The 18,512-nt window shown below is 38.5% G+C and carries 15 protein-coding genes; 11 read left to right on the top strand and 4 right to left on the bottom strand.

Annotated elements, in window-relative coordinates; all coding sequences use genetic code 11:
- Nucleotides 1–107: 107 nt before the first annotated feature.
- The 5 genes from I6E78_RS12255 to I6E78_RS12235 all read left to right on the top strand — a co-directional run bounded on the left by I6E78_RS12255 (nt 108) and on the right by I6E78_RS12235 (nt 6,548).
- Nucleotides 108–2,096, top strand: coding sequence for a hypothetical protein (locus I6E78_RS12255; RefSeq protein ID WP_197182617.1), 1,989 nt, complete (start codon nt 108–110; stop codon nt 2,094–2,096).
- 753 nt (nt 2,097–2,849) lie between these two features.
- Entirely contained in the window at nt 2,850–3,065 is a 216-nt protein-coding gene (locus tag I6E78_RS12250) for a hypothetical protein (protein WP_197182616.1), read from the top strand.
- Nucleotides 3,066–3,307: 242 nt separating this feature from the next.
- The gene (locus tag I6E78_RS12245) at nt 3,308–4,231 is read left to right on the top strand and encodes a hypothetical protein (protein ID WP_197182615.1); all 924 of its coding nucleotides are present in this window, start codon (nt 3,308–3,310) and stop codon (nt 4,229–4,231) included.
- 411 nt (nt 4,232–4,642) lie between these two features.
- On the top strand, nt 4,643–5,137 hold the full coding sequence (locus tag I6E78_RS12240) for a hypothetical protein (protein ID WP_197182614.1): 495 nt from the start codon (nt 4,643–4,645) through the stop codon (nt 5,135–5,137).
- 571 nt (nt 5,138–5,708) lie between these two features.
- Nucleotides 5,709–6,548: a mechanosensitive ion channel family protein gene (locus I6E78_RS12235; protein WP_197182620.1), complete on the top strand. Its 840-nt coding sequence runs from the start codon at nt 5,709–5,711 to the stop codon at nt 6,546–6,548.
- A gap of 153 nt (nt 6,549–6,701) precedes the next feature.
- Here I6E78_RS12235 and rpoH read toward each other — a convergent pair whose 3' ends face one another.
- The 4 genes from rpoH to ftsY all read right to left on the bottom strand — a co-directional run bounded on the left by rpoH (nt 6,702) and on the right by ftsY (nt 11,936).
- On the bottom strand, nt 6,702–7,565 hold the full coding sequence (rpoH, locus tag I6E78_RS12230; protein WP_011327068.1) for an RNA polymerase sigma factor RpoH: 864 nt from the start codon (nt 7,563–7,565) through the stop codon (nt 6,702–6,704).
- A gap of 226 nt (nt 7,566–7,791) precedes the next feature.
- Nucleotides 7,792–8,778 (bottom strand): permease-like cell division protein FtsX, encoded by a 987-nt coding sequence (ftsX, locus tag I6E78_RS12225; RefSeq protein WP_058372451.1) that lies wholly within the window; start codon nt 8,776–8,778, stop codon nt 7,792–7,794.
- Entirely contained in the window at nt 8,775–9,452 is a 678-nt protein-coding gene (ftsE, locus tag I6E78_RS12220; RefSeq protein WP_197182613.1) for a cell division ATP-binding protein FtsE, read from the bottom strand. The genes ftsX and ftsE overlap by 4 nt, the downstream gene beginning before the upstream one ends.
- 234 nt (nt 9,453–9,686) lie before the next feature.
- Nucleotides 9,687–11,936 (bottom strand): signal recognition particle-docking protein FtsY, encoded by a 2,250-nt coding sequence (gene ftsY / locus I6E78_RS12215; RefSeq protein WP_197182612.1) that lies wholly within the window; start codon nt 11,934–11,936, stop codon nt 9,687–9,689.
- A gap of 207 nt (nt 11,937–12,143) precedes the next feature.
- On the opposite strand from ftsY, the gene rsmD reads away from it, so the two are divergent.
- From rsmD to prmA, 6 genes are all read left to right on the top strand, one after another.
- Entirely contained in the window at nt 12,144–12,749 is a 606-nt protein-coding gene (gene rsmD, locus I6E78_RS12210; RefSeq protein ID WP_011327064.1) for a 16S rRNA (guanine(966)-N(2))-methyltransferase RsmD, read from the top strand.
- Between the two features lie 145 nt (nt 12,750–12,894).
- Nucleotides 12,895–13,110, top strand: coding sequence for a 30S ribosomal protein S21 (gene rpsU, locus I6E78_RS12205; protein WP_002957797.1), 216 nt, complete (start codon nt 12,895–12,897; stop codon nt 13,108–13,110).
- 19 nt (nt 13,111–13,129) lie between these two features.
- The gene (locus tag I6E78_RS12200; RefSeq protein WP_197182611.1) at nt 13,130–13,576 is read left to right on the top strand and encodes a GatB/YqeY domain-containing protein; all 447 of its coding nucleotides are present in this window, start codon (nt 13,130–13,132) and stop codon (nt 13,574–13,576) included.
- A gap of 225 nt (nt 13,577–13,801) precedes the next feature.
- A complete protein-coding gene (gene dnaG / locus I6E78_RS12195; RefSeq protein ID WP_011327062.1) occupies nt 13,802–15,553 on the top strand; it encodes a DNA primase in 1,752 nt (583 codons plus the stop codon).
- Between the two features lie 125 nt (nt 15,554–15,678).
- Complete coding sequence (gene rpoD, locus I6E78_RS12190) at nt 15,679–17,526, top strand: RNA polymerase sigma factor RpoD (RefSeq protein WP_011327061.1); 1,848 nt, start codon at nt 15,679–15,681, stop codon at nt 17,524–17,526.
- An 82-nt stretch (nt 17,527–17,608) separates the two neighbouring features.
- On the top strand, nt 17,609–18,490 hold the full coding sequence (prmA, locus tag I6E78_RS12185) for a 50S ribosomal protein L11 methyltransferase (RefSeq protein ID WP_197182610.1): 882 nt from the start codon (nt 17,609–17,611) through the stop codon (nt 18,488–18,490).
- Nucleotides 18,491–18,512: the final 22 nt, after the last annotated feature.

Raw genomic sequence — 18,512 nt, 5'->3', positions numbered from 1 at the left:
CTGTTTAAATTCATTAAAGCTAGAGCGATAGGGTAATAGCTCTAGCTTGGCATACTGGCAGGATCAGTCAATAGCTAAAAAAGATCCTTAGAAAATAATTTGTCTTGGTGAATAGTTACAAAAAAAGAAGTTATTTAGCAGAGATTGATAGCATAAATGCAGGGCTCGAACTGCTAATTTATAATATAGAACAACGTAGTTGGGACCTTGATTTTAAAGAAGTCCTGTATCAATTTCATGCAACTATCAGGCTTAGATTTGATAGCAGCAGGCAAACCAAAACGATCAAGCTCTCTACTAATGATTTAGCTGTTATAAAAAATTATTGGAACACACTATTAAGACTTGTTCGACATGCCAGAAAAAACGAAGATATCTCCATGTCTTTTCATACTCAACGCCTGATAGCTGATGTCATGTCTTGGATTGTGTATCACCCAGAGCGTCAATTAATTACATCAGACTCATTGCGCGATGAAACAACTTCAAAAATATGTTGGACACTGGATCTATATGAGTTAGCTCGTTGGCAAGGTTATCAGACAACAAACGGTATTGATTTAATTCTTGAATGTGAATGGTTTCATAACCTATTTTATGCGTCAGATAAACTTGATTTAAAAAACTCAACAAAGGGACTGTTAGAGTTTCATAAGTTAGCTACAGATATTTTCGACATAATATCGAAGTCTCATCCACACAAGGTTATCTCTTTTATAAAAAACATCTCACAAGCCGTGAGCTATGGGCAAAAACAACAGCATTACTACGTTCATACACCTGATGAAGAGACACAATGGCTAAAAAGTTTCTGGCTAAGCTTTAACAAAATAATATTCTGCATAGATAATATTGATGAAATAGCGGATAAAATAAATTCATTATCTAACGGTGAAGCTTTCAAAAAATATAAAAATGGCTCAACATCAAAACCACTCAATGAACTACAGCTACAAAATGTTCTATCAGCTATAAAACTTGACGAGATATTTGAATGTATACACTTTAAGCTTGTTAAAAGAATGGGATGGGACGTCACTGCAAGACTAGCATATTATGAAAGGTGGACTGAGTTTTATGCATGCTTGTATTGGAAACAACCAAAGGAAGCTGATGCAAATTACTGTGGAGAAACGCTGTTGGCACATAGTTCAAATGAACTAGCAAACCTTATCTTTGCTGATTATCTGCAAATCGAACATTATTGGAGGTTCAAAGAAAGACATGCAATAAAAACTTATGCATACAGAGCATTCCTGTTTCAATTATGCTTTTTTACTGAGCAAGGTGAAGAGCCTAAATTAATTTATACTTCAGGCCATTTTGGCGAGCTTGCAACACAACTTGATATTTTGGAATCTCTTCTGAAACAAGAGCGATATATTAGAAGCCTAAGAAGCTGGAACCCTCATGTTACCAGTGTTTGTAACAACCTTAGGGACTCTATACAAAACTTAGAAAAGCGGAAATTGAAATTAATAACCCACTCTAAGATTAATGAAAAAAAATGGCAAGTACTTCAAGAATCTATTGAAAATGGCTGGGGTAATATTTTTAGTTTAGCTGGCGTAATAGATGTTAGCTATAGCCATAAGATAGGCAAGAGCAGAGCTACACGTTCAAAATTTCCAGTTGAGAGAGCGCGCTTAATAACAGGCAATAGTTTTAGTGCATACTCACCATACATGAGTCGAAAAACTCACTCTGGGTTTATTGATTCATTTTACGAAGCATGCTTATCATTTGTCACAGAACAAAAGCAGCAAAAAATTTCGCTGCCCAAAGAAAATCCTGCCCTATATTTTTCACCACAAAAGAACTTGCAACAACTTGGGTTTAGACGAAGTGGCTCAATATACTGGAAAAATGAAAAACATAAAAATATCTTGGCAATTAGTGTTGATAGTCACTTGTTAGTAGACTGCTCGAAAGTAAAGCTTAAAATAACCAAAAACCTTTGCTCAGAAGGGAGCTCCCCATTATTTATATCATTAAATGACTCAAATGAGCCTATGGTGGAAATTCAAACAGAGATGTATTTCGATTTAGAGATTTTAGAAGAAGGAGCCTTTACTTTTGAAGACCCCCTTCATTGAAGTTTAGCAATAAATTAATTCGTTATGAATGTGCATACCTATAAAGGTAAATACTAAATGAGCTGTAACAAAATGAGCTGTAAAATGAGCTGTAATAGCTCATATCTGATCTGACAGTTTAAGTGGATAAGTTTGAATTTAATCTGACAGGCCGCTATGAGAATAACAGACGTTGATGATAACCAACTTTACAAGGTAGCATACCTTGTAAGATCTAGATTATAAGTGTTGCTTGGGATTGCAAACAGAACAAGAAAACAGACAAACTAGCTTAGCATATTATTGAGGCGTTATAAGGCAAGGAGACTAAGGTGCACTAATAACAATTAAGGATAAAGGAAAGTTTTTTAGTGGGAAAAATTCTATATAGTAAAAATATACTTAAAAAACAGTTGCGTTTCTTTAAGAGTCGATTAAAAAAGCTACAATAAGTTAACAATTACTAACTCAAAATATACTGGTTATACTTACAGGAAAAATTGAAAGTTTTGGGGTTGTAATATAAAAGAAACCTCATTATCTTGTGTCTATCCATAGTAAAAACATACCATATGATGTGTTTTAGATGGGTGGGCGAGAAGAAACATGCAAATCTTGGCGGACTAGGCATGTTACTTCTCTAATTCAAAATAAGGCTATTCTGAATTGCGGTTACAAATATATGCAATAATTTTCTTAAAATAAAATATTATTTTGGAATATTAAGTTTGGAGTAGTCATTTTATTCTTCTGTGGAAGATAAGGTTATTACTAATGGCTAAATATATCATTAACAAAAATGCACAAACAGATGGTTATCATGAAGTTCATAATGAAGAAACTTGTAATCATTTGCCTGACTATCAAAATCGTATAGATTTAGGTAACTTCTATAGTTGTACTGATGCAGTTGCATCTGCTAAGAGAAGTTATTCATCTCATAATATTGATGGTTGCTATTATTGTTGTAATGCATGCCACACAAGATAATTTAATGTTATCAGCTAAAGTTCCAATGTGGACATCGGGACTTTTTATATTAGATAAATTAGGGAATCGTTCGTCAGTGACATCCTCTATCAAATTTAAAAAATTATTTAGTATTTTAATGTCCAAATAATTGCTTAAATAATGTTTTTGTGTTGTCTGTTGATTGCAGGGATCAATCAGTAACCTGTTATCAATAATAGCTACTACGCAAACCAATTTATCACCTTCCAAAAGGCTTACAAATGGAAGCAAATATATTAGCAGTCATAACAATTTTAGTTGCAGGCTACACACTCTTATCTGAAGAGAGAAGGATAGATTTGTTTCTTCGAATAGGTCTACTGGATAAGTTATTACTTTTTAGCGCACTAGTAGTTAGCCTATACGTTACCTTTTTACCTGTTTTATCGCACTTTAACATAACAATTCCGCTCCCTTGGCTTTGGGGGTTAACCCCCAACCTCGTAATTTTCTCTACGATATTAATGGTATTGCTATATCTAACCTTTAAACTGCTAAATAAAAGGCTTCCACATTCCCGCATAAAATCTTGGAACAAAATATCACTCCAATTACTTCGCCAAAGGAAGTATAAAGAACTGAGTTATCTAGTTGATAACTATTATAATCAATTTTGTTTTATCCATAAAGACAAGTGGTATGACGCTCTTCGCAGTAAACTACCAAATGCTCATCGAGATGAGTTCGAATCCTTGCTAAAGGGGAAGCAATACAAATCATCATTTATAAGAAGAATCGGAACTAAGATCATTGATTGGGTATTACCTTCTAAAACAAAGCTAAGAGAGTGTTCAGTATCTGGCTTAAAAAGTTTATTAAGTACAAAATCATTTATTCGATACTATTCGCTACATAATCCTCAAGCGTGTATGGAATTAACTTTGCTACCTTTGAACATTTCGGAAGAATTTAGTGATGATTTTTTAGAATCTTTAATGATAGACACTGAGAGTACACTGTATCGCGAAGTCCGTGATACACAGCAAATTAGTATGTTCACGGGCTATGATATCTCACCGACTAATCCACTTTTATCCTTTTATCTGAAAGATTTAAAGCTTGCTGAAACGCAACAAATTTGGAAACCTATTGGAGACAGCGCTGTGAATTACATTACAAAATTGTACCTTGTACCACCTTTGTAACTTTAAATTCCATGATATTTCAATAACTTATTCTTTTAGTCAATTTTATATTACAACGCTGTTATGTATTTAAAATCATTTTTTCGTAGGCACACAGTAACGCTTTTCCACTCGTTAACTTGTACCTATAAATAAAAAGCAAGATCCATAGATATTTCAACATCTTAGTTAAACAAGTAATAAAATAAATCATTAGTACAAAATAACGCTGTTTAGTTGCTTTTTTCGTTGTAACTCACAAGCGCCGCTAAATATATTTCCAAACAAACAGGCGGTGATAAAAATCACTATAACCAACCCTATCACTGGTCATATGAAGAAGAAGAGCGTTGGGTATGCCCTATTTATATTACACTGCATTTTTTTGACATAATGGTACAGAGGGCAATCTTCACCAACTATCCTGATCACATGTGGCTTAGGTATTACTATACTTTACTTGACCATATAATTAAGAAATATCAGCCATCATCTACTGCTAATCAGTCTGATAACCTGTCAACGCGCTACGACTATCTAATTGATGCGATCTTCAACAAATGTATTTCATGGCTAGAGGCTGCCGTTGATAAAAAAACAAAATTAGTAGAAAAAGATGGGAGAATATGGCCAATCCCAGTTGGGTTCTCAGCAAAAGTATTGGGTGAGCTTTTAAGATTAATGTTACAGGCGGAGAATATTACTGACTCACGTTGCACTGAACAGTTAGCGAAAGTTACTCGTCTAAGTAATAAACTGGAAGGAGTGGGATTACAGCTATTAAATCAAGAAATAGCAAATGAGTTGATACCCGATTGGGGAATTGAGCAAAACTATAAAATCAGATTAAAAAAATGTTTTTCTGAGGTTGACCCATCTGAAACTAGCTTGAACTCAACATTAAGCATTGAAATAAAAAAGATTTAGGCTTCGGTATTAAAGAATTGCTGTTCCATTATGCTCAGAGCAACTCTTAGCCAATACATTGTGTATATACAAATAGCGAATTTTTAAAAAAAGTTTTCTCATTTGATGAAACAATGTTTATTTAAAAAGTGCGTGATACTTTAATGAAAAATTTAAAAGCAGCAAACAGCCCTACTAAGCTAGAAGAAATAACAGCTTGGTGTTTTTGAAATTAAAAATATAGCCAAACGGTGAAACCATTGATAAATGGAAAGTACAAAATCTGGAAAACCGTTTTCCAGACCATAAAAAAGTCCAAATTTCTTTGCAATTTTTCACTTTTTCTGGAAAAGTCTCCTAGACTAGGTGGGGTGTAGATTTCCAGAGTGTTTCCAGATTTGGATGTACAGAGTAATATGTTACCATGAGATAACAGCTCAGGGCGACTGTTAGCTTAAGTTGTCCAAAATCAGCAAAATATAAAAACACCGTGCTTAGGTTTAGCGCGGTGTTTTTCCCTAGAACCTAGGGCCTATTATTTAAAAACCTAGCTGTTATTACTTACTTTAAACTTATACCGATTAGGGGTTTTATTATCAAAGACATACTACTACATCCAGTTCTTATCTCAGTGGTAGTACTCACTATCGCATTTAGTTTAAAAGTACTTGTTGATAAGTTGGCGAGATATAGAGCAGAAAAAAAAGAAAAAGATATTCGCTATATTGCTCACAATATTAAGCACTTTATTAACTTTACTATGGTTTTGTTACTGCTGTTTATATGGTCGACTGAGATTCAAAACTTCGCACTGTCTATAGCCGCTTTTGCCGTTGCTATTGTGCTTGCCACTAGAGAGTTTATTCAATGTGTAATTGGCTTTTTTTACTTAGTGACAACCCGCCCATTTAGAATAGGCGACTGGGTACAAGTTGGTGAATATTATGGCGAAGTAGCAGAGACTAACTGGATTAAAACCACCTTACATGAAATTGATATGAGAACTTATCAATTCTCTAGAAAAACAATATATATCCCTAATAACAAATTAATTACCAGCCCAATAAAAAACTTAAACTTTATTAAACGCTTCGCTACTCATCATTTTAATATTGTGCGCAAAGACAGCTTTAATCCGTACCCTATTTACGAAACTCTAAGTAATAAAGCCAAGCATTACTGCGAAGAGTTTGAAGAAGTAGCAAGTAGATATAACTCTATTATTGAAAGAAAGTTAGATGCAAAGATTTCAGGCCCAGAACCCGAAATTCACTTTGGTACTACTGAGTTAGGAGAATTTAGAGCAAGCTTCACCCTATTTTGCCCAACCGATAAAGCACTTGAAATAGAGCATAAATTAACTGAGTGCTTTATGGAGCTGTGGTATAGCGAAGCAACTAAAAGTGGTGTGCAAAGCAAAAGCAGTACTTAGGATAAAAGGCCAGCTAAGCACTGTGTTTCATTTTAACAGCGAGTCGCTTTTTATATTTAACTGAAAACTGCTATTTTGCAATTTTTATCCGAACAACAAAAAGCCCCGCATTTTATATGCGGGGCTTTTTTGTTGTTCGCTAAATGGTTAGGTTTACACCATTGCAGCTTGTAGCTTTTTCATCGCTGTTTTTTCTAGCTGGCGAACACGCTCAGCCGATACACTGTATTTTTCGGCAAGCTCTTGTAGCGTTGCTTTATCATCGGTTAACCAACGTGCGCTTACAATGTCTTGCGAGCGTTCGTCTAGCGTTTTAAGAGCGCTAAACAAACGAGTATGTGATTGTTCTTGCCATTGTTGCTGCTCAATATCGTCAGCTAAATCAGCAGTGCCATCAGTTAAATACTGTACTGGTGAATAGGTGCTACTTGGTGCGCTGTCGTCGTCATCACCTGTCAGGTCAAAGCCCATGTCTTGGCCGCTCATGCGCGATTCCATTTCACGTACTTCTTTTTCACTTACACCTAGCTCGCTAGCTACTGTGCTAACTTCTGCTTGGTTAAACCAACCTAAACGTTTTTTATTTTTACGAAGGTTAAAAAACAATTTACGCTGTGCTTTAGTGGTAGCAACTTTTACGATGCGCCAGTTTTTAAGTACAAACTCATGAATTTCTGCTTTAATCCAATGCACTGCAAACGATACTAAACGCACACCCACTTCTGGGTTAAAACGCTTTACCGCTTTCATCAGGCCAATATTACCTTCTTGGATTAAATCTGCTTGTGGCAAGCCATAACCCGAGTAGCCTTTTGCAATGTGCGCTACAAAGCGTAAGTGCGACATAATGAGTTGCTTTGCAGCACTAAGATCACCTTCTTCCTGAAGACGTGTTGCCAGCTCTTGTTCTTGCTCTACTTTAAGCATAGGAATAGTGCTTACCGCTTGAAGGTAACCGTCCATGCTTGCGCTTTGCTGTCCAACTGTAAGTGCCATTGCGTATAAATCTTTACTCATTTTTCACCTCGGTGATAAACATTTGAAACCATCTTAGCACTCTTTACCTAAGAGTGCTAACCCCAATTTAAAACTTTTCTTAAGTATAAATCAAGTGGTTTTTTTGTATTTTTTAAGTCTACGCTAAGCGACTGAATAAGTGATGAATTAAGCCCTGCTATAGCTTTAAAGTACTTTTATAAAAACTGCTTTAAAAAGAGTAATATAAAAGTGTGACCATTTTATGTCAGACTTTATCTGGCTCAATTTCTTTTATATAACGATTAACCGATAAGTACGAACCAATAAATCCTAAGCTAGTAGCAAGCAGTACCAGCGAGCCAAATTCTTTTAAGGTTAAACCAATTAAAGAAAAACTAGTTTGGTAAACACTTGCCACACTGCTAACGGCAGTTGATAGCCACCACATCATTAGCGCTACACATATAAACGCAAATAATCCGCCTATAACGCCATACCATATCCCGGTCCATAAAAAGGGGGCGTGAATAAAAGTATTAGTAGCGCCTACCAGCTTCATTACTTGTATTTCTTCTTTCTTATCCATAATAGATAAACGAATAGTGTTGCCTATAATTAGCGTTACCGAGGTAAGCAGTAGCAGCGCAATAGTAATAACACTTTCTTTTAATAAGCTTAGCAATGCATTTAGACGCTCTAGCCAAGCTATGTCGAGCTTGCCAAAATCAACTTCTCGCTCACTTTCAAGCTTAGTTAAAAGTACTTTTGCGGCATTAGGTTGTCTGTGTCGCGATGTTGGTATAACGAGTACTACATCGGGTAACGGGTTGCTATTTAAATAGCTTAACGCCTGACCAAATCCAGATACTTGCTTAAACTCTTGTAGAGCTTGCTGCTTGGAAATAAAGGTCACGCTTTCTACTTCTGGGTAAAGTGCTAAGCGCTTTACTAAGGTTTGGGTTTCTTGCTCGCTCATGCTTTCTTTTACGAACAAAGAAATCTCGCTGGCCTCTTCAAAGCCACTGCTTACCTGTTGCACATTTTTAACCACTAAGTATAAGCTAGCTGGCAAGGTTAAGCTCAAACCCAGTACTGCAATAGTCATTAACGACGCTAGAGGTGTACGCCACATTTCACCTAAGCTATGTACGCCTTGGCGAAAAATATTAATAATAAAAAAGTAACCGCCAGCAAATACTGATTTTTTTTGTTTATCGTTACTATTTTGACGACTTTTAAAAAGTAAACTCATAATGCGCCCTCGGCTAACGGATCTTGAATCATACGACCATCTTTTAGGGTTAAGCTGCGATACTTCATCCGGGCCACTAATCCTAGATCGTGGGTAGCAATAAGTACGGTTGTTCCATGGTTATTAAACTCTTCAAAAAGACGTAATATTTCCATTGAAAGCTCAGGATCTAGGTTACCCGTAGGTTCATCTGCTAATAATATTGGCGGGGCGTTAACAATTGCGCGGGCAATACCCACACGCTGCTGCTCGCCACCAGAGAGCATAGATGGGTGGCATTTAATTTTATCAATCAAGCCTACCTTATCAAGTGCGCCATGCACACGCTTTGCAATTTGTTTATGGTGTGTGCCTTCAATGATCAAGGGCAGTGCTACGTTATCAAATATAGTGTAGCGCTCTAATAAGCGGTGGTTTTGAAATATAATGCCGATGTCGCGACGGGCATAAGGAATTTGCCGTGAGTTTACCTTGTTTAAATCTATACCGTTAATAAACACACTTCCAGCAGAAGGGCGTTCCATTAGGCTAATTAGTTTTAACAGCGTACTTTTACCCGCGCCACTGTGGCCGGTTAAAAACGCGAGTTCACCAGGCTTAATATGAAAGTTAACTTTTTCAAGAGCACGATGCCCGCCTGGATAGGTTTTACTTACTTGCTGAAAATTTATCATTTTTTATTATGCCAACACTATTAAGTATCAATAAAGCTGGTATTCCTCGCAATTAAAAAGGGAGCAAGCTCCCTCTTTTGGTAAATAAAAGTTCCACCTTTTAAAGGTGTGTTATAAACCACACCTACAGAACCGGAAAATCAAAGTACAAACATGGCTATTTGGGTGAAGCTATCACTTTATGCACACCACGCTAATCACTTTTCAACGCTAGTACTAATAGCTTGCTATGCTTTAAGCGTCATCTTCATCTTGGCTAAATAGCGCATCAATAAAGTCATCGCTTTTAAAGGCACGTAAATCATCAATACTTTCACCCACCCCAATATAACGAATTGGAATGTTAAACTTATCTGCTACCGCAAAAATAACACCGCCTTTTGCCGTGCCATCTAGTTTTGAAAGAGTAATACCGGTTAAACCAACACATTGATTAAACAAGTTTACCTGGCTAATTGCATTTTGCCCTGTGCCTGCATCAATAGTTAACATTACTTCGTGCGGCGCGTCAGGATCAATTTTTTTCATTACTCGTGCTATTTTTTCAAGCTCTTGCATTAAGTTGTCTTTATTTTGCAAGCGCCCTGCTGTATCTGCGATTAATACGTCAACGTTACGCGCTTTTGCAGCTTGAAAAGCATCAAAAATAACAGACGCACTGTCGGCACCAGTATGCTGTGCAATAACAGGAATACTATTACGATCGCCCCATACTTGTAGTTGCTCAACCGCTGCAGCTCTAAATGTATCACCCGCAGCAAGCATGACCGACTTGCCTTCGCTTTGAAATTGTTTAGCCAATTTACCAATGGTCGTCGTTTTACCTACACCATTAACACCTACCATTAATATAACAAATGGTTTTTTATCAGCTGGAATAACCAATGGCTGCTCTGCAGTTTTAAGCATTGCAGCCATTTCTTGTTTCATTAGCTCGTAAAGTGCGTCGCCGTCTTTTAATTGCTTACGGTTTGCCGCATCAGTTAAGCGGTCTATTAACTTCATGGTGGTATCAACGCCTAAATCGGCGGTGAGTAATTGCGTTTCTAGCTCTTCAAATAAATCATCGTCTATTTTTTTACCACTAAATATAGAAGCAAAACCAGAACCAATATTAACGCGAGTTTTTAATAAACCTTTTTTAAGGCGAGAGAAAAAACCTTCTTTTTTAGGTTTTTCTACTTTTTGAGCTGCTTCGCTTGCAAGTTCATCTGCAACACGCGCTTGTTCTAAACGCTCAGCTTCTTCTTGCTCTGCTGCAATACGTGCTTGTTCTAAACGCTCAGCTTCTGCTTGCTCTGCTGCAATTCGTGCTTGTTCTAAACGCTCAGCTTCTGCTTGCTCTGCTGCAATTCGTGCTTGTTCTAAACGCTCAGCTTCTGCTTGCTCTGCTGCAATTCGTGCTTGCTCTAAACGCTCAGCTTCTGCTTGTTCAGCTGCAATACGCTGTTGTTCTAATCGCTCAGCTTCAGCCTGTTCATCTGCAATACGCTGTTGTTCTAATCGCTCAACTTCTGCTTGCTCTGCTGCAATACGTGTTTGCTCTAAACGCTCAGCTTCAGCTTGCTCTGCTGCAATTCGTGCTTGATCTAAACGCTCAGCTTCAGCTTGCTCTGCTGCAATTCGCTGTTGTTCTAAACGCTCAGCTTCAGCTTGCTCTGCTGCAATACGCGCTTGTTCTAAACGCTCAGCTTCAGCTTGCTCTAAACGCTGAACTTCTGCTTGTTCAGCTGCAATACGAGCTTGTTCTAAACGCTCAGCTTCAGCCTGTTCATCTGCAATACGCTGTTGTTCTAATCGCTCAGCTTCTGCTTGCTCTGCTGCAATACGTGTTTGCTCTAAACGCTCAGCTTCTGCCTTTTCCGCTGCTGCTTTTTCTTCCTCAAGGCGCACCTGCGCTTCTTGCTCTGCTAAACGCTGCTGTTGCTCTAACTGTAATGCATGAGCATCTGCTTGCTGTTTTGCGAGTAACTCAGCATTGGCTTTTTCAATCGCTAGCTTTTCAGCTTGCTCTCTCTGTGCTTGCTCAGCTGCAAGTTTTTGCTGCTCTAAATGCTCAGTTTCAGCTTGCTCTGCTGCAATACGTGCTTGCTCTAAACGCTCAGCCTCGGCTTGTTCAGCTGCTGCTTTTTCTTGCTCAAGGCGCATCTGCGCTTCTTGCTCTGCTAAACGCTGCTGTTGCTCTAACTGTAATGCATGAGCATCTGCTTGCTGTTTTGCGAGTAACTCAGCATTGGCTTTTTCAATCGCTAGCTTTTCGGCTTGCTCTCTCTGTGCTTGCTCCGCTGCTATTTTGTCTGCAGCCTCTTGCTCCGCTTTTTCAGCGGCCAATCGCTGTTGCTCTAAATGCTCTGCTTCAGCTTTTTCTGCTGCTAAGCGCGCTTGCTGTTGGTTATCGGCCTCTTGGGCACTTTGTTCCGCTTGTTGTTTTTTATCTGACTTACCAAAACCTAACCAAGACAGTAATTTACTTTTTTTTGCCATACTTGCTAATAACCACTTATAAAATTCTGATAAACTAACGATAATAATAGTATGTGCGTTAACTGCTATTTTAAACTGTTTAAAGGCACAATCTATTGTCTAGGATGCTTATACTACCACTTTTAATGCAGTTGAAAAATAATACGCTATGATATGATTGCAATATTATCTGAGCTAGATAGCAGATACCAATTTTTAGTGAGCTAAATGAGAAAAAAAACAACACAAAATAAAGTAACTAGCAAATCCAGCGATGGCTTTATTAGAGTGATCAGTGGCCAATTTAGAGGCCGAAAGCTGCCCGTTAAAGACGTACAAGGGCTGCGCCCAACAACTGATCGTATAAAAGAAACAGTGTTTAATTGGTTAATGCAAGATACCCGAGAGGCAAATGTGCTCGACTGTTTTGCCGGTTCTGGCGGTTTAGGTTTTGAGGCACTGTCTCGATTTGCTAAAAGCGCTACTTTTGTTGAACTTGACGCTGCCGCAGCAAAGCAAATTGAGCTAAACATTAGCACTTTAAAGCTGCAAAACGCACACGTAAAACATACCAATACACTGGCATTTTTAGAGCAAATTAATAGTAATGAGCCATTTAATCTAGTTTTTGTTGACCCGCCATTTCGTAAAAACTTGGCACAATCGAGCGCTGATTTACTAGAAAACAATCAATGGCTAAGCAGTGACGCTTTAATTTACATTGAGGTAGAAAGCGAGTTAAGCACCTTTACTGCACCAATCAACTGGTTGTTAATTAAAGAAAAAAAGGCTGGGCAAGTTTTTTGTCGTTTGTATCAACGCCAAGTAAATTAACACTGTTTTAGATGCCAGCTTTCTGTTAATATTATCCTTTACATGTGGTGTTGCTTCGGATTACAATACCGCACCATTTTTGAACCACTTGATCAATGTTTGATCAACTTGAGCAACGCTCATAATTTAGGTAGGTGAATTTTTAATGCCAGTAATTAAAGTAAGAGAGAACGAACCGTTTGACGTAGCACTTCGTCGCTTCAAGCGTTCATGTGAAAAAGCAGGAATCCTTTCAGAAGTTCGTCGTCGCGAGCACTATGAAAAACCAACAGCTGAGCGTAAGCGTAAAAAAGCTGCTGCAGTAAAACGTCACATGAAAAAACTTTCTCGTGATAACGCACGTCGCGTTAAATTATACTAATATATTAGGTCTTGTATAAATGAGCCTTTTAATAACGCTAAAAGATGCGCAAAAAGATGCGATGAGAGCCAAAGACAAATTACGTCTTAACCCTATTCGCATGGTACTTGCTGCAATAAAACAACGTGAAATTGACGAGCGTATAACACTAGACGACGCAGGTATTACCTCCGTTATAGTGAAGCTTGTTAAACAACGTCGTGACTCTTACACTCAGTACAAAGATGCTGGGCGTGATGATTTAGCTGATATTGAAGCCAGTGAGATAGTAGCACTTGAAACTTTCCTACCTCAACAATTGAGTGAAGAAGAAATAATTGCTCTCATTGACGTGGCTATTGCTGACACTAACGCAGCAGGTATGCAAGACATGGGTAAAGTAATGGGTATAATCAAAAGCAAAGCTGAAGGTCGCGCCGATATGGGCAAAATCTCTGGTTTAATTAAGCAACGATTAACAGCCTAGTACTCCCACATACATTAAGTATGATTGAAGTAAACCGAGCCTAGAGCTCGGTTTCTTTGTTTTTGTATCCGATTTGTGTTCAAATCTACAAACGTGCTATTTGCACCCGCCCTATTTAATAGCAATTAATATATGCGTATAAAATCGCTTGGTTTTATTTGTAGGGTTATAAATTTAATCTCGCTTTCATTGTTATTCTAATTATCTCAGGACGTTATTTTACTAATGGCTGGAAAGATCCCACGTAATTTTATAGATGACTTGCTTGCCAGAACCGATATTGTCGACCTGATAGACTCAAAAGTAGGTCTTAAAAAAGCCGGTAAAGACTACCAAGCTTGCTGCCCATTTCATAACGAAAAATCGCCTTCGTTCACCGTCTCCCAAGATAAACAGTTTTATCACTGCTTTGGCTGTGGCGTTAACGGTAATGCTATTTCGTTTGTTATGGAATACGAAAAACTTGAGTTTGTTGATGCTATTGAAGAGCTTGCAAGTTTACTTAATTTAGAAGTTCCCCGTGAGCAAGGTAGCGGCTCTGCACCTGAGCGTACTGCAGCGCAAAAACGCTCTGATTACGATTTAATGCTCCATACTGCAAGGTTTTATCAACACCAGTTAAAGCACCATAGTAATTCTGCCGCTGTTATTGAATATGTTAAAGGCCGGGGCTTAAGCGGCGAAATAGTTAAAAAGTTCATGATAGGTTATGCACCAAGTGAATGGGATGGTTTGTGCCTACAGCTTGGCCGTAACAAAGAACAAAAAGAGCAATTGGTAGAGCTAAAGCTCGCTTCAGAAAAAACACCAGGCAGACAGTTTGACTTTTTTCGCGATCGTTTAATGTTCCCTATTCGCGATAAACGTGGCCGCGTTGTTGCCTTTGGTGGGCGCGTAATGCAAGCCGATCAAGGCCCTAAATATTTAAACTCGCCAGAGACACGTATTTTTCATAAAGGCTTTGAACTCTATGGTTTATATGAAGCTAAACAAGCACATAAAAAGCTCGACCATGTACTGATTGTTGAAGGCTATATGGATGTGGTGGCGCTGGCAGAGCAAGGTATTGAATATGCCGTTGCAGCACTTGGTACAGCAACAACCAGTGAGCATATGCACACTCTATTTAGAACAACAGATAAAGTAATTTGTTGTTACGATGGTGACCGTGCAGGTCGTGATGCAGCTTGGCGTGCGCTCGAAAATGCACTGCCTTATTTAAATGATGGTAAAGCGTTAAACTTTGTATTTTTACCCGACGGCGAAGACCCCGATTCCTTAGTACAAGCCGAAGGCAAAGATAAGTTTGAACAACGCTTAAATGCAGCCGATGATTTCACTAAAGTGTTATTCAATAAGCTCAGCCTAGAAATAGATTTAACGCTTGATTCGGGTAAAGCCAAGTTACTTAGTGCCGCATTGCCATTAATTGAAAAAATTCCTAGTGAGTTTTATCAAGAAAATATTCTTGAGCAGCTCGGGCGATTAATTGGCCGTACTCGTGAGCAGCTTAATAATCGCTTAAAAACCCCCAAGCAACAGCATTCTATTGAGCGAAAATTTAAAATAACCCCCATGCGCCAAGCAATCGGTATTTTAATTCAACACCCGCAAATGGCGAAAAGCGTGCCCTATTTGCCCGATTTAGCACAAATGAATATTGCCGGCATTGGTTTGCTACTACGCTTACAACATCAAGCGTTGCAAAAAGAAGATGTTACCACAGCGCAGTTGCTCGAATTTTTTAGAGGCACTGACGATTATGACCCGCTAACTAAGCTGGCAACGTGGCAACATCAAATAAATGAAGAGCGTTTAGAGACTGTTTTTCAAAATACTTTTAAATTTATTGAAGATCAGTGTTTAAATTATCGACTAGAGACCCTATTAATAAAGGATAAGACGCAAGGTCTAAATAGCGATGAAAGACTTGAATGTCATTTGTTAATGACAGCGTTAAAAGCGACTAACAGCTAGTCAAATTTGATTTAAACTGTTATACTACGCTATTCACTGCGTCACATTATTCTAGTTTAGCTTTAAGGCAAACTACATGATGGCGCCTGTTGTATCAACTTATCAGAGTGGAAGAAAAAATCTCTATGGATCCAACTCCTCAGTCACAATTAAAACTTCTGATTCTAAAAGGTAAAGAGCAAGGCTACTTAACTTTTGCAGAAGTAAATGATCACCTTCCACAAGATATTATAGACTCAGATCAAGTAGAAGATATCATTAGCATGATTAATGACATGGGTATCAAGGTTAGCGAAAACGCGCCAGATGCCGATGAACTAATGATGCAAGAAACAACGACAGACGAAGACGCAGCTGAAGCTGCCGCTGCAGCCCTTGCGACCGTAGAAAAAGAGATCGGCCGCACAACGGATCCGGTACGCATGTACATGCGTGAAATGGGTACTGTTGAACTTCTGACCCGTGAAGGCGAAATTGTAATCGCTAAGCGTATTGAAGAAGGCATTAACCAAGTACAAATTTCGGTTGCTGAATACCCTGAAGCAATTACTTACCTACTCGAGCAGTGGGATAAGTTTGAAGCAGAAGAAATGCGCCTTAGCGATATTATCGTTGGCTTTATTGATCCTAATGAAGATACAGCGCCAATTTCAGCAACTAATATTGGTTCAGAATTAAGTGCTAAGCAACTTAATGATGACGATAAAGACGATGACGACAGCGACGAAGATGATGAAGACGAAGAAGAAGTAGACACAGGGCCAGATCCTGAAGAAGCACGTGTTCATTTTGAAAATTTACGTGATTTATATAATAAAGCACGTGAAACGTTTGAAGCTAAAGGTCGCTCGCACCCAGATTCTCTTGCCGCTATATTTGAAATTGGTGAGTTATTCAAAACCTTTAAATTAATACCTAAGCAATTTGATCGCATGGTTAATAACATGCGTGAAATGATGGACAGAGTTCGCGTTCAAGAACGTCTTATCATGAAACAAGCAGTACAAATTGCTAAGTTACCAAAGAAAACGTTTGTTAAGCACTTTGCTAATAACGAAACGGATGCAACTTGGGTTGATTTAGAAATTGCAGCTAACGAAAAGTACTCGGCAAAACTTGAAGAAGTTAAGCCTGAGATCATTCGTAGTCTTAATAAGTTACGTGTTATTGAAAGTAGCACTGGCTTAAATATTGAGCGTATAAAAGACATAAACCGTCGTATGAGTATTGGTGAAGCTAAAGCTCGCCGTGCGAAAAAAGAGATGGTTGAAGCTAACTTACGTTTGGTAATTTCAATTGCTAAAAAATATACAAACCGTGGTTTACAGTTCTTGGATTTAATTCAAGAAGGTAATATTGGTTTGATGAAAGCCGTTGATAAGTTTGAATATCGCCGTGGTTATAAGTTTTCGACTTATGCTACGTGGTGGATACGCCAAGCAATTACGCGCTCTATTGCTGACCAAGCAAGAACGATCCGTATTCCGGTACATATGATTGAAACGATTAATAAACTTAACCGTATTTCACGTCAAATGTTACAAGAAATGGGACGTGAGCCAAATCCAGAAGAATTAGCTGAACGCATGATGATGCCTGAGGACAAAGTCCGTAAGGTACTTAAAATTGCTAAAGAGCCAATTTCGATGGAAACACCGATTGGTGATGATGAAGATTCGCATTTAGGTGACTTTATCGAAGATACGACCATTGATTCGCCAATTGATTCGGCAACTATGGAGTCGCTTCGTGGCGCAACTAACGACGTACTTGCTGGCCTAACAGCCCGTGAAGCTAAAGTACTGCGTATGCGTTTTGGTATTGATATGAATACCGACCACACCTTAGAAGAAGTAGGTAAGCAGTTTGACGTAACACGTGAACGTATTCGTCAAATAGAAGCGAAGGCGCTGCGTAAATTACGTCACCCTTCTCGTTCTGATTTACTGAAAAGCTTTTTAGACGCTAAATAATAAGCGGCTAATACATATTAAAACTAAAAAGGCCGCTCTTGCGGCCTTTTTTCTATTTACCCCCTTTTATCTGGAAATAAACATGGCTTGGATCCAAATTCGTATTAACGCCAACGCTAATAACGCTGATTTAATTAGTGATCTACTAGTTGAAGCTGGTAGTGCATCGGTTACTTTTATTGACGCCAAAGACACGCCTATCTATGAGCCTAAAATAGGCACTGTGCAATTTTGGGCCGATACTACAGTAATAGGCTTATTTGATGCTAATCACGATATGGATGGCGTTGTAGCGCTGTTAAACGCAGATAAATCAGTTGCGCAAAACCTAACATATAAAATAGAACAACTTGAAGACAAAGATTGGGAACGTGAGTGGATGGATAACTTTCACCCTATCCAATTTGGCGAAAGACTTTGGATTTGCCCAAGCTGGCGCGACATTCCTGATCCAGATGCAGTAAACGTATTGCTCGACCCAGGCCTGGCGTTTGGTACCGGCACTCACGCGACTACAGCATTGTGTTTAAAATGGCTAGAAAGCCAAGATTTAACCGGTAAAACCGTGGTTGATTTTGGTTGTGGCTCGGGCATTTTGGGTATTGCTGCTATTAAGCTTGGCGCAGAGCGCATGATTGGTATAGATATAGACCCGCAAGCACTAGAAGCGAGCTTAGATAATGCTAACCGTAATGGTGTTGCCGACAAATTAGAAGTATACCTGCCAGAAAACCAACCTGAATTTAGTGCCGATATAGTCGTTGCTAATATTTTAGCGCAACCGTTACGTGAACTGCATAGTGTTATTTTAGGGTTATTAAAACCCGGTGGAAAAATAGCTATGTCGGGAATTTTAACCGAGCAAGCGCAATCGGTTGCCGATGTTTATGCCCCCTTTATTGAGCTGGACGACATTGCTATTGAAGGTGATTGGACCCGTGTAAGTGGCACTAAAAAAGCATAAGCACTGCCCAACGCTATTTAGA

Source organism: Pseudoalteromonas sp. NZS127 (genome assembly GCF_015864805.1).
GTDB lineage: Bacteria > Pseudomonadota > Gammaproteobacteria > Enterobacterales > Alteromonadaceae > Pseudoalteromonas > Pseudoalteromonas nigrifaciens.
This window is presented reverse-complemented; position numbering and strand designations above follow the sequence as displayed.